Origin of the sequence: Streptomyces sp. adm13(2018), assembly GCF_008042145.1 — a bacterium.
Classification (GTDB): domain Bacteria; phylum Actinomycetota; class Actinomycetes; order Streptomycetales; family Streptomycetaceae; genus Streptomyces.
In genome coordinates this window covers 762,444-774,810 of sequence record NZ_RDBH01000141.1, presented here as the reverse complement: position 1 = coordinate 774,810, position 12,367 = coordinate 762,444, and the positions used below count along the sequence as shown (strand labels likewise).

Annotated in this window: 11 protein-coding genes and 1 pseudogene; 3 read left to right on the top strand and 9 right to left on the bottom strand. The window is 71.2% G+C overall.

Translation table 11 applies throughout. From position 1 onward, the window contains the following. Nucleotides 1-130, bottom strand: a pseudogene (locus tag EAO70_RS31715) (phosphate acyltransferase); the annotation flags it as partial. Nucleotides 131-165: 35 nt separating this feature from the next. Between EAO70_RS31715 and EAO70_RS31710 the strand changes: the two are divergent. Together EAO70_RS31710 and pyk are read left to right on the top strand one after the other, a co-directional pair. After that, the gene (locus EAO70_RS31710) at nt 166-1,455 is read left to right on the top strand and encodes an acetate kinase (protein ID WP_315986261.1); all 1,290 of its coding nucleotides are present in this window, start codon (nt 166-168) and stop codon (nt 1,453-1,455) included. Between the two features lie 82 nt (nt 1,456-1,537). Next, entirely contained in the window at nt 1,538-2,968 is a 1,431-nt protein-coding gene (pyk, locus tag EAO70_RS31705) for a pyruvate kinase (RefSeq protein ID WP_148006238.1), read from the top strand. A gap of 71 nt (nt 2,969-3,039) precedes the next feature. Here pyk and EAO70_RS31700 read toward each other — a convergent pair whose 3' ends face one another. The 4 genes from EAO70_RS31700 to EAO70_RS31680 all read right to left on the bottom strand — a co-directional run bounded on the left by EAO70_RS31700 (nt 3,040) and on the right by EAO70_RS31680 (nt 7,305). Beyond that, nucleotides 3,040-4,359, bottom strand: coding sequence for a hypothetical protein (locus EAO70_RS31700; protein WP_148006237.1), 1,320 nt, complete (start codon nt 4,357-4,359; stop codon nt 3,040-3,042). Then, nucleotides 4,349-4,936, bottom strand: a complete 588-nt coding sequence (locus tag EAO70_RS31695) for a DUF6114 domain-containing protein (RefSeq protein WP_148006236.1) — start codon at nt 4,934-4,936, stop codon at nt 4,349-4,351. Before EAO70_RS31695 ends, EAO70_RS31700 begins: the two co-directional genes overlap by 11 nt. 117 nt (nt 4,937-5,053) lie before the next feature. After that, nucleotides 5,054-5,737, bottom strand: coding sequence for a DUF6230 family protein (locus EAO70_RS31690; protein WP_148006235.1), 684 nt, complete (start codon nt 5,735-5,737; stop codon nt 5,054-5,056). A gap of 590 nt (nt 5,738-6,327) precedes the next feature. Continuing rightward, nucleotides 6,328-7,305, bottom strand: coding sequence for a tetratricopeptide repeat protein (locus tag EAO70_RS31680; RefSeq protein WP_148006234.1), 978 nt, complete (start codon nt 7,303-7,305; stop codon nt 6,328-6,330). 325 nt (nt 7,306-7,630) lie between these two features. Between EAO70_RS31680 and EAO70_RS31675 the strand changes: the two genes are divergently transcribed. Further along, the gene (locus tag EAO70_RS31675; RefSeq protein WP_148006233.1) at nt 7,631-8,278 is read left to right on the top strand and encodes a TetR/AcrR family transcriptional regulator; all 648 of its coding nucleotides are present in this window, start codon (nt 7,631-7,633) and stop codon (nt 8,276-8,278) included. Between the two features lie 78 nt (nt 8,279-8,356). On the opposite strand, the gene EAO70_RS31670 is transcribed toward EAO70_RS31675, so the two are convergent. From EAO70_RS31670 to EAO70_RS31655, 4 genes are all read right to left on the bottom strand, one after another. Further along, the gene (locus EAO70_RS31670; protein ID WP_148006232.1) at nt 8,357-10,057 is read right to left on the bottom strand and encodes a methylmalonyl-CoA mutase; all 1,701 of its coding nucleotides are present in this window, start codon (nt 10,055-10,057) and stop codon (nt 8,357-8,359) included. Between the two features lie 75 nt (nt 10,058-10,132). Beyond that, on the bottom strand, nt 10,133-10,465 hold the full coding sequence (locus EAO70_RS31665) for a DUF3817 domain-containing protein (protein ID WP_148006231.1): 333 nt from the start codon (nt 10,463-10,465) through the stop codon (nt 10,133-10,135). A 134-nt stretch (nt 10,466-10,599) separates the two neighbouring features. Then, on the bottom strand, nt 10,600-11,109 hold the full coding sequence (locus EAO70_RS31660; protein ID WP_148006230.1) for a MarR family winged helix-turn-helix transcriptional regulator: 510 nt from the start codon (nt 11,107-11,109) through the stop codon (nt 10,600-10,602). 20 nt (nt 11,110-11,129) lie between these two features. After that, nucleotides 11,130-12,367 (bottom strand): MFS transporter (locus EAO70_RS31655; protein ID WP_148006627.1); only part of this gene is annotated, 1,238 nt, incomplete at its 5' end.

Sequence of the window (12,367 nt, the reverse complement as noted above, 5' to 3'; positions counted from 1 at the left end):
CCTGCCCCGCCACCTCCGAGTCCGGCAGCTTCGTCGCCGCGACCGAGGGCTCGACGGCGGCGTCGTACTGGATGGGCCCCTCGATCCGCAGCTCCGGACGCGCTCCGCGGACCAGCTTCGTCGCCTCCCGCCCCCTCGCCCACGTCCGCTTCCGGTCCCACCCGGGTGCTCGTCCTCAACTCCGGTTCGTCGTCGGTGAAGTACCAGCTGCTCGACATGCGCGACGGAGGCCGGCTCGCCCAGGGGCTCGTCGAGCGGATCGGCGAGGAGACCTCGCGTCTTGTGCACACCCCACTCCAGGGCGGCGGCGGGGAGAAGCGCGAGCAGAACGGCCCGATCGCCGACCACGCGGCCGCGCTGAAGGCGGTCGCCGCGGAGCTGGCCGCGGACGGGCTCGGGCTCGACTCCCCCGAGCTGGCGGCGATCGGCCACCGGGTGGTGCACGGCGGGCTGCGGTTCACCGAGCCGACGGTCATCGACGACGAGGTGCTGGCGGAGATCGAGCGGCTCGTGCCGGTGGCGCCGCTGCACAACCCGGCGAACCTGACCGGGATCCGGACGGCGACGGCGCTCCGGCCCGACCTGCCGCAGGTCGCGGTCTTCGACACGGCGTTCCACACGACGATGCCGGAGTCGGCGGCGCGGTACGCGATCGACGTCGAGACGGCGGACGCGCACCGGATCCGGCGGTACGGGTTCCACGGCACCTCCCACGCGTACGTGTCGCGGGAGACGGCGAGGCTGCTCGGCAAGGAGCCGGCGGAGGTGAACGTGATCGTGCTGCACCTGGGCAACGGGGCGTCCGCCTCCGCGGTGCGGGGCGGCCGGTGCGTGGACACGTCGATGGGCCTGACGCCGCTGGAGGGCCTGGTGATGGGCACCCGCTCGGGCGACATCGACCCGGCGGTCACCTTCCACCTCAAGCGGGTGGCGGGCATGTCGGCCGACGAGATCGACACGCTGCTGAACAAGAAGTCCGGTCTGGTGGGGCTCTGCGGCGACAACGACATGCGGGAGATCCGCCGCCGAGTGGACGAGGGCGACGAGAGGGCGGCGCTCGCCTTCGACGTCTACATCCACCGGCTGAAGAAGTACATCGGGGCGTACTACGCGGTGCTCGGCCGGGTGGACGCGGTGGCGTTCACGGCCGGGGTCGGGGAGAACGCGGCCCCGGTGCGGGAGGCCGCGATCGCGGGCCTGGAGGAGCTGGGGCTCGCGGTGGACGCGGACCTCAACGCGGTGCGGTCGGACGAGGCGCGGCTGATCTCGCCGGACTACGCGCGCGTGGCGGTCGCGGTGGTGCCGACGGACGAGGAGCTGGAGATCGCCCGTCAGACCTTCGCGCTCGTGGGCGGAGCGGCATCGAGGGGAATGGGCGGGGACGACGTAGGGAACACGGCCGGGAACGCGGTCGAAAATCGGTCGGCGACGGCCGGAAATCGGTCGGACAAGTGAACGCCTGAGCGACCCCGCGCCCATTTGTACTTTCCGCCAGCCGGAATATTCCGCAGTGAAACAAACCGATAGGATCCGCCTCATGCGCCGTTCCAAAATCGTCTGCACGCTGGGCCCCGCCGTCGACTCCTATGAGCAGCTGAAGGCTCTCATCGAGGCCGGCATGAACGTGGCCCGATTCAACTTCAGCCACGGTTCCCAGGCCGAGCACCAGGAGCGGTACGACCGCGTCCGGCAGGTCGCCGCGGACACCGGTCGCGCCGTCGGTGTGCTCGCCGACCTCCAGGGCCCCAAGATCCGGCTGGAGACCTTCGCCGAGGGCCCCGTCGAGCTGGTGCGCGGTGACGAGTTCACCATCACCACCGAGGACGTCCCCGGCGACAAGTCCATCTGCGGCACCACCTACAAGGGCCTGCCCGGAGACGTCTCCAAGGGCGACCAGGTCCTGATCAACGACGGCAACGTCGAGCTGCGGGTCGTCGAGGTCGACGGTCCCCGGGTCAAGACGATCGTCGTCGAGGGCGGTGTCATCTCCGACCACAAGGGCATCAACCTGCCCGGCGCGGCCGTCAACGTCCCGGCCCTGTCGGAGAAGGACGTCGACGACCTCCGCTTCGCGCTCCGCATGGGCTGCGACATGGTCGCCCTCTCCTTCGTCCGCGACGCCGACGACGTCAAGGACGTCCACAAGGTGATGGACGAGGAGGGCCGCCGGGTCCCCGTCATCGCCAAGGTGGAGAAGCCGCAGGCCGTCGAGAACATGGAGGCCGTCGTCGCGGCCTTCGACGCGGTCATGGTGGCCCGTGGCGACCTCGCCGTCGAGTACCCGCTCGAGAAGGTCCCGATGGTGCAGAAGCGCCTCGTGGAGATGTGCCGCCGCAACGCCAAGCCGGTCATCGTCGCGACCCAGATGATGGAGTCGATGATCACCAACTCCCGGCCGACCCGCGCCGAGGCGAGCGACGTCGCCAACGCGATCCTGGACGGTGCGGACGCGGTCATGCTGTCGGCCGAGTCCTCGGTCGGCGCGTACCCGATCGAGACCGTGAAGACGATGTCGAAGATCGTCACCGCGGCCGAGGAGGAGCTGCTCTCCAAGGGCCTCCAGCCCCTGGTCCCGGGCAAGAAGCCGCGCACCCAGGGCGGTTCCGTCGCCCGCGCGGCCTGCGAGATCGCCGACTTCCTCGGCGGCAAGGCCCTGGTCGCCTTCACCCAGTCCGGCGACACGGCCCGCCGCCTCTCGCGCTACCGCGTGCAGCAGCCGATCCTCGCCTTCACGACGGACGAGAACACCCGCAACCAGCTCACCCTGAGCTGGGGCGTCGAGTCCTTCGTCGTCCCGCACGTGGACAACACGGACGCGATGGTCGACCTGGTCGACGCCGAGCTCCTGAAGCTCCAGCGCTACGGCGCGGGCGACACCATGATCATCACCGCCGGCTCGCCCCCCGGCGTCCCCGGCACGACGAACATGGTCCGCGTCCACCACCTGGGCGGCGGCGAGCGCGCCTGACGCCACGACGAAGCCCCCGTCCGCTCGGTGCGGACGGGGGCTTCGTCGTACGGCCGGTGGGTCGTACGGGATCAGCTCGCCTCGATCGTGTTGCGGAGGCCCGGGACTCGGAGGGTGCCGCCGAACTGGCCGGCCTGCATCACCGTCACGTCGGTGAAGATGGCGAGCGGGACGTCCAGCGGGGGCGGGGTCGCCGGGCTGAAGGTGACCGGGAAGATCCCGAAGAGGTTGCCCTTCAGGGACTCCGTGTACATGGTCACCTTGCCCTCGGTGATGGTCGACTCCTTGCCCGGGGTGGACCGGACGTGGGCCGACCGGCCCTCGGAGTGGACCGTCGTCTGGTGCAGGTCCTTGATCTTGACCGTGGACGCGGTGAACTTCAGCGCCTTCTTGATCTTGCCGCTGCCGGTCTTGACCTCGACGATGCCGTGGTACTCGAGGCCGAGCAGGGTGAGCTTCGTGCTGTCCAGCCGCCACGGCTCGTCCGGGAGCAGCGGGATGCCGGGCTCCAGTTCGGCCGCCGCCAGCGCCTCGGGGTCCGGGACGGCGCACGGGATGTGCGGCTTGGCGCCGTCGGGTATGTCCTCGTCCTTCTTGGCGTCGAGGCCCTTGGCCTTCTCCGGCAGTTCCTCGACCTTGGCCCCGGCCTTCTCCGCGGCCTTCTCGATCTGCCGCTTCGTCTTCTCCGCCGGGTCGTCGGCCGGCTTCGGGGAGTCGGCCGGCTTCGGCGCGGTGGTCGCGGCCGGCTCGTCGGCGGTCTCCGGCTTGTCCGCGGGAGGCGTCGTGGAGGCGCTCGGGGTGGGCGCCTGGGTCGTCGGGGCCGCCGTGGTGGGCGTCTCCGTCGGCTTGGGGTCCGGACCGTCGAACAGGTCCTTGAGGGCGTCGCCGAGGCCCAGCGGGTCGAGCGGGTTCTTGGACTTGGTCGGTGTGGGCGTGGCCGTCGGCGTCGCGGTCGGTGCGGCGGTGGCCTTCGCCCGGTCGCCCGTCTGCTCCGTGGTCGCCTGCCGGGTCTCCGTCGCGGTCGGCGTCGGGCTTCCGGTGGCGGTGGGGGCCGCGGTGGCGGTGGGTGCGGTGGTCGCGGTCGCCGAGGGCGTCGCGGTGGGGGTGGCGGACGGCTTCGGCTTGGCCGTCTCCTCAGGCTTCGCCGTCTCCTCCTGCACGGGCTCGTCCGAGCGCGTCACGCAGGGGCCGGGGGCGAAGGGGATGTCCTTCTCGTCGGCGAGGGCGAGCTTGGGCGTGAGGCCCATGCCCACGAACACCGCGGTCGGCATGGCGGCGAGCGCCATCGCCTTGCCCGCGGGGCCCTGGATCCTGTTCAGCAGCGACTTGCGCGGGGCCGCGTGCCGCGGGCCCTCCTTCGCGAGCGCAGACTGGGTCTCGTCACCCCGCACTGTTCCTCCCGCCCTTGGCGTCGATCGTCGTGTCGGTCAGCGGCTGCCGGCCCTCGCGCTGCTCCGGGAACACGGCCGCAACCATGGCCTCGGTCTCGGGGTCGAGGGCGGGGCCGGCCTCCGCGGCGGCCTCCGGCCTGCCGTCGTGCTCTGCGCCGGCCGCCTCCTCGTCGGTCTCCTCGACCGGCGGGGCGGGCGCCCACGCGGCGGACATGCCGCCGCCGATGACCGCGAACAGATAGCCGATGACCAGGCCACCGAAGTTCGAGACCGGAATGGAGACGAGCGCCAGGACGATCGTCGCGACGCCCGCGAACACCCGGACGATGGGCTGGAACCACATCGTCAGACCGAGCGTGATGAGCAGGACGCCGATGATCAGCGCGCCGGCTCCGGCGGTCGTCTGCATGGCGAGGGTGACATTGCCGAGCCGCATGTCCCCGTACGGAAGGTAGGCGATCGGTACGCCGCCGATCATGGTGAACAGTCCCGCCCAGAAGGGCCTGGTCTGCCGCCAGACCTTGAACCGGTTCTCCTTCTTGGGGACTTCGCGGGAGGCGGGGATCTCGGCGCTCATGGAACAGCTCCCTGGAAGCGGTGTTGCTGAGAAGTTGAAGGGAAGGGGGTACCCGGGTGGGACCGCGCGGGGCGGCCCCACCCTCAGGACGACCCGGTCCTCACGGACCGGTCAGTCCTAGTAGCACTCCTTCGAGGTGCCCCGGTGCAGGGACAGGTGAAGGTCGGGGAGCTTGAAGGTGCCGGCCGTGGTGGCCCACGCCTTCTGCTCCACGCCGTTCAGCGTCGCCTGCTCGGCGCGCTGGCCGAAGCCGTACGGGTTGGCCTTGGTGTTGGGCTGGATGCCCGGCTTGCCCGCGACCGGCTTGCCGTCGGGGCCCGCGTTCAGCTGGCCGGCCGCGACGCCGATGTCGATGTTGGTGAACACGGCGTCGGCCTTGAGCTCGGAGACATCGAGGTAGATGTCCTTCGCGTAGACCTTGTCCTTGGCGTCACCGGTCTTCACCGCGTCGGTGCCGGCCTCCAGGCGGAGGGTGACGTCACCGATGAACGGCACCTTCGGCGTCACGACCGACTGGCACATGTTGGTGATCCAGGCCTCGGAGAAGCCGGACACCGCCACCGGGGCGGCGAAGTCCTTGCCCTCGAGGTCCTTGCCGGCGTCGACGCTGCCGTACTGGACGAAGTCCGTACCGACGAGGCTGTTCGCCTTAACCTTGAATTCCTGGCCGGAGATGCTGAAGGACGCGGCGAGCGCGCCCTGGGCCAGGCCGACACCGATCGCGGCCGTCGCGGCCACACTCGGGACCATGACGACGGCGAACCGCTTCCATCTGGTCCCGCCACGAACCTGGGACTTCATGAGAATTCCTCCTTCTCGGACGTACATCTCCGGAAGGGCCCGGGGCCCGTCCTGGGATGGGAGAAGAGCTACGTCCTCGGGAAGGAGAGCGCCGAGGCATCAGGCGGCGCGTTGCGCGTCCGAATCACCGGCGATCACCCCCGAGCGACAACCATGGGCCGCGCCTTGGCGCGCGACCTGATTGGACAGGCCCCGTTCGGTGAGAGCGGGAACCCCCCTGTCCACGACCGGTGCCGGAACACCGATCCACCCGGTGGGGACCCTCGCCGCGTCCCGGGTGGTTGCCGGGGTGGTGCGGTTCGGACCGAGCGTCGCCGATCGTGGTCCATTCCGGGCCCCCGCACAAGGGGGTTCGTTACTGGCTAGTAACGGGTGGATAACCACGCCATGGCGGGACGGGACCGATCGGGCACGGAGGGTGCGTTCGCGTCGCAGGGAATGTCGGCAGATTGCCGGAAAAATACGGACAGAACAGCAGGTTCGATTTACTGCAAGTAACAGCGGCCGCGATTACCAAGTTTTGGTAAAGCGCGGCCGCCTTTTGTCACTCTGCTGCCAAATCGTCGGACGATCGGGCGCACGGGACGGGGCTAGAAGAGCACCCGCGCCAGGGCCTGCCGGGCCGCCGTGACCCGCGGGTCGTCGGCGCCGATCACCTCGAAGAGCTCCAGAAGTCGCAGGCGCGCGGCGTTCCGGTCCTCGCCGGCCGTGCGGCGCACGGTCTCGACGAGGCGACCGAAGGCGTCCTGTACGTGACCGCCCACCAGATCGAGGTCGGCGGCGGCGATCTGCGCGGACACGTCGGCCGGACCGTCGGCGGCGGCCTTGCGCACCGCGACCGGGTCGAGGTCCTGCACACGGGCGAGGAGTTCGGCCTGGGCGAGACCGAGCTTGGCCTCCGGGTGGGCCGGGTCGTCGGCGAGCACGGTCTGGTACGCCTGCACGGCACCGGCCAGATCACCCGCGTCGAGGGCGGCCATGGCCGCCTCCAGAAGCGCGTCGTACGGGCCGGCCGGCTGACCGGCCTCGGCCGCTCCGCCGTCGGGGCCCGCGCCGTCCGCGTCCACGGCGATGCCGGTCAGACCGAAGCGCTCCTCGCCGATCTGGATCAGCTGGTCGAGGGTCTCGCGGATCTGGGCCTCGGGCACGGCGCCCTGGAAGAGCGGCAGCGCCTGACCGGCGACCACCGCGAAAACGGCCGGAATTCCCTGGATGCCGAACTGCTGCATCAGCATCTGGTTGGCGTCGACGTCGATCTTCGCGAGCAGGAAGCGGCCGTCGTACTCGACGGCGAGCCGCTCCAGGAGCGGGCCCAGCTGCTTGCAGGGCTCGCACCACTCGGCCCAGAAGTCGAGGACGACCGGGACCTCGGCGGAACGCTGGAGCACATCGCGCTCGAAGCCCGCCTCGTCGACGTCGATCACCAGGGCGGACGGGGGCACGGCGGCGGGGCCACCCTGCCGGGCGGCGGCGGCGCGCGTCTGCTCCGCCTTCGCCTTGGCCTCTCCGGCCGCCTTCACCGCGGCGAGGTCGACGACGCCGCTCATGGACATGTTTCGGGGCTGCATACGTACATCCTCCCCCCTCCGCGCGCGTTACCGGTAAGCCATGGCTGAACCGTGCCGTCCGCACGTCTCCCGCCGGTGTGCGAGACGTGGGGCGACACGGTTCTTCGTCTTCGCTTCGCACCGGATCCCCATCCGGTGTCCGCTTGCACCGGGTCCCCACCCGGTGCGTGGTTGTCGCTCAGGCCGCTCAATGCCTTTCGCTACAGGTCGTAGCGTAACTCCCCGGGGCGAGCCGCGGGGAGGGCGCGGGACGGATCCGTACGGTGAACTGCCTCACACGCCGGCCCTCTGGCGCCGAACCTACCGGCGGGTATGGTCGACCTCCATGTCGTCCACGCCGTCCCGGTGCCCCCGCACCGACCGCATCACCCGTACCGGGCGCCCCCGCTCCACCGAGGCCGACGCGGCCATCCTGGAGGCGACCCGGGAGGCGCTGGTCGAGCTGGGCTGGTCCAAGCTCACCATGGGGGACGTGGCGGGACGGGCCGGCGTCGCCAAGACGACCCTGTACCGGCGCTGGGCCAACAAGAACGAGCTCGTGGTCGACGCCGTCGCCGTCCTCTTCGACGAACTCGAACTGCCCGACCTGGGTTCCCTCCAGGCGGACATCGAGAACGTCGTCCTCCAGTTCGCGGCCCTGCTCGAACGCCCCGAGACCAAGACGGCCCTGATGGCGGTGGTGGCCGAGTCGACCCGTGACGCGCCGCTGCGCGAGCGGATACGGGCCTCGATCGTGGACCGGCAGAAGCGGCTCGTGCTGGAGGGCCGGATGCGGGCGCAGCGGCGCGGCGAACTCCCGGCGGACCGGGACCCGGTGGCGGTGGACGCCACCGACGACCTGATCTTCGACGTGATCGCGGGCGCGGTCGTGCATCGCGCGCTGGTGAGCGCGGAGCCGGTCGACGGCCCGTGGGTGGCCCGGCTCTCGGCGCTCCTGGTGGGCGGCCTGGGAGCGGCGGCGGCCGCGGGCTGAGGGCTCCACGCGTCAGGGGCGGTACGGAAGTTCCCGTACCGCCCCGAACACTTGGGGTGGGCGCGTCGCGCCGGACGGTCAGAAGCCCGGGGGCTCCGTGTAGACGCCCCACTCGTCCCGCAGGGCGTTGCAGATCTCCCCGAGGGTGGCCTCGGCGCGGACGGCGTCCAGCATCGGGGCGATCATGTTCGAGCCGTCCCGGGCCGCCGCCAGCATCGCGTCGAGGGAGGCGCGGACCTTGGCGTCGTCGCGGCGCTCCTTGCGCTCGCCGAGGACCCGGACCTGCTCCCATTCGACCTCGTGGCTGACGCGGAGGATCTCCAGGTCGCCGGTGACGGAGCCGTGGTGGACGTTGACGCCGACGACGCGCTTGTCGCCCTTCTCCAGGGACCTCTGGTACTGGAAGGCGGACTCGGCGATCTCGCCGGTGAACCAGCCGTCCTCGATGCCGCGCAGGATGCCGGAGGTCATCGGCCCGATGGGGTGCCGGCCGTCGGGGTGCGCCCGGCGGCCGCGCTCCCTGATCTGGTCGAAGATCTTCTCGGCGTCGGCCTCGATGCGGTCGGTGAGCTGCTCGACGTACCAGGAGCCGCCCAGCGGGTCGGCGACGTTGGCGACGCCGGTCTCCTCCATGAGGACCTGCTGGGTGCGCAGGGCGATCTCGGCGGCCTGCTCGCTGGGGAGCGCGAGGGTCTCGTCGAGGGCGTTGGTGTGGAGGGAGTTGGTGCCGCCGAGGACGGCGGAGAGGGCCTCCACGGCGGTCCGGACGACGTTGTTGTACGGCTGCTGGGCGGTGAGGGAGACACCGGCGGTCTGGGTGTGGAAGCGGAGCCACTGGGCCTTGTCGGTCTGGGCGCCGTACACCTCCTTCATCCAGCGCGCCCAGATCCGGCGGGCGGCGCGGAACTTGGCGATCTCCTCGAAGAAGTCGAGGTGGGCGTCGAAGAAGAAGGAGAGACCGGGGGCGAAGACGTCGACGTCGAGGCCGCGGCTGAGGCCGAGTTCGACGTAGCCGAAGCCGTCGGCGAGGGTGTACGCGAGCTCCTGCGCGGCCGTCGCCCCGGCCTCGCGGATGTGGTAGCCGGAGACGGAGAGCGGCTTGTACGCGGGGATGCCCCGCGCGCAGTGCTCCATCAGGTCGCCGATGAGGCGCAGATGGGGCTCGGGCTCGAAGAGCCACTCCTTCTGCGCGATGTACTCCTTGAAGATGTCCGTCTGGAGGGTGCCGTTGAGCACGGCCGGGTCGACGCCCTGGCGCTCGGCGGCGACGAGGTACATGCAGAAGACGGGCACGGCGGGCCCGGAGATCGTCATCGAGGTGGTGACGTCGCCGAGCGGGATGTCCTTGAAGAGGACCTCCATGTCGGCGGCGGAGTCGATGGCGACACCGCAGTGGCCGACCTCGCCGAGGGCGCGGGGGTCGTCGGAGTCGCGGCCCATGAGGGTGGGCATGTCGAAGGCGACGGAGAGGCCGCCGCCGCCGGCGGCCAGGATCATCTTGTAGCGCTCGTTGGTCTGCTCGGCGTTGCCGAAGCCGGCGAACTGGCGGATGGTCCACGTCCGGCCGCGGTAGCCGGTGGCGTGGAGTCCCCGGGTGTAGGGGTACTCGCCGGGCCAGCCGATGCGCTCGAACCCCTCGTAGGTGTCGCCGGGCCGGGGCCCGTAGACCGGCTCGACGGCGTCGCCGGAGAGCGTGGTGAAGTCGGCGTCCCGCTTGCGGGCCTTGTCGTAACGGGCCTGCCAGCGACGGCGGCCTTCCTCGATGGCGTCAGCGTCCATGCTTCGAATTTACTAGGACGTCCTAGTAAATGTCGATGGGAAACCCCCGCACATCAGTGCGGGGGTCCGTGGCGGTCAGACCTTGACCGGCTCCGGCCTGGCGCCGTCGATCAGCGGCAGGGTCTCGGCGACGACCCTGCGCTCGACGAAGAAGGCGGCGAAGGGGATGGTGCCCGAGACCAGCACCCAGAGCAGCTTCCCGAACGGCCAGCGGGCCTTGGAACCCAGGTCGAAGGCGAAGACGAGGTAGATGATGTAGAGGACGCCGTGGGCCTGGGAGACCGCGAAGGTCACGTCCTCGCCCATGTCGAACCCGTACTTGAAGACCATGCAGGTGCACAGCACGAGCAGCATGACGGCGGTGATGTACGCCATGACGCGGTAACGGGTCAGCACGCTGGATTTCATGCCGTCGAGCGTAACGGCACGTTCCGGGCGATCTTCGCGCGGGTCCGGTCTCGCGGACCCCGGGCGTCCGGTCCCGCCGGACCCCGACCCCGGGGCGCGGTCGGCGGGCCGACCGGCCCCCGCGGCCGGGCGCGTCAGCTCTCGTCGAAGTCGTCCGCCGCGACCCGCAGCGGGCGCAGCATCGCGAAGATCTCGGCGCACTCCTCGGCGTCGTACGCGCCGAGCCCGAAGTCCATCTCCATCAGGTCGCCGGTGGCGGCCTCGACCACCTCGCGGCCCTTCTCGGTGATGGAGGCGAGCGTTCCGCGGCCGTCGTTGGGGTTGGGGCGCTTGTCGACCAGACCCGACTTCACGAGCCGGTCCACCGTGTTCGTCACGGACGTCGGGTGGACCATCAGCCGCTCGCCGATCTTGGACATCGGCAGCTCGCCCGCCTTGGAGAAGGTGAGCAGCACCAGGGCCTCGTAGCGCGCGAAGGTCAGCCCGTACGGCTTGACGACGGCGTCGACCTCCGCGAGGAGGATCTGGTGGGCACGCATGATCGAGGTGATCGCGGCCATCGAGGGGACCGGGCCCCAGCGCTTCTGCCAGAGTTCGTCGGCGCGGGCGATGGGGTCGAAGGGGAGACTGAGCGGCTTCGGCACGCGTCGACCTTACCGACTGGTCACATGCCGGTCAGCCCTGTCTCGCCTTTCGGTCGCCGACCGTCCGCGCCGGTCCCGTCTCCCCCGGTCGCCCGCAGCTCCGCGGCGGCGGCGAGGAGGCAGAGGGTGCCGAGGACCCCCGTGCCGGCGACCACCGCGTGCACCGGGACGAACTCGGCGGCGAGGCCGGCGCCCGCCATTCCGACGCCCTGGACGGTCATCATGCCCGCCGTCATCAGGGTCATCGCCCTCCCCCGCTGCTCCTCCGGGACGGCGGCGACGAACCAGGCGTCCAGGCCGAGGGTGTACGCCCCGGTGGCGCCCGCCAGGAAGAGCGCGGCGGCCGCGAGGGGCACGCCGGGCTCGGGCGCGTACAGCAGGTAGGGCAGGACGCCGGTCACGGCGAGCGGCAGCACGATCCGGGAGCGGGTCGCGGCGGACAGGAAGGACCCGGCGAACAGTTCGCCCGCGATGGTGCCGACGGGCAGGGCGCACATGAGGAGGCCGAGGGCCGCGGTGGAGACGCCGATCCGGTCGGCGTAGGGCGCGGCGAGCGCCTCCGGGACGACCGCGAAGAGCGGCGGTGCCCAGAACATCAGCATCAGGGCGCGGACCCGGCGGTTCCGCAGGACGGCCCAGGTGCCGGAGAGGCCGCTCCCGGCCGCCCCGGACGCGGCGGCGCGGGCCGGGCGGCGGACCGTGCCGAACCGGAGGAGCAGCGCGGAGACGAGGAAGGTGGTGGCGGTGACGGCGAGGGCGCCGCGCGGCGGGAGGACGGTGAGCAGGACGCCGCCGACGGCGTAGCCGGTCAGCAGGGCGCTCTGGGACACGATCCGGAGCAGGGAGCGGCCCAGGACGAAGAGGTCGCCCTCGCCGAGGATGTCGGCGAGGGTCGCCATCCGGGTGCCGTTGAAGACGGGCGAGACGACGGCGATGGCGCAGCGCAGCACGAGCAGGGCGGCGACGGGGGTGGCGGGGACGACCATGAGCGCGACGGCGCCCGCGCAGAAGAGGTCGCAGACCACCAGGATCCGGCGGGGCGGGAACCGGTCGGTGAACCCGGCGAGCAGGGTGCCGCCGACGAGGTAGGGGAGGAAGCCGAGGGCGAAGGTGAGGGAGGAGAGCAGCGGGGAGCGGGTGAGGTCGTAGACGAGCACGGTGAGGGCGAGCTCGCTGACGACGACACCGAGCAGCGAGAACAGATGCGCGACGAAGACGACCCGGAACTCCCGCACCTGGAAGACGGCCCGGTAGGTGG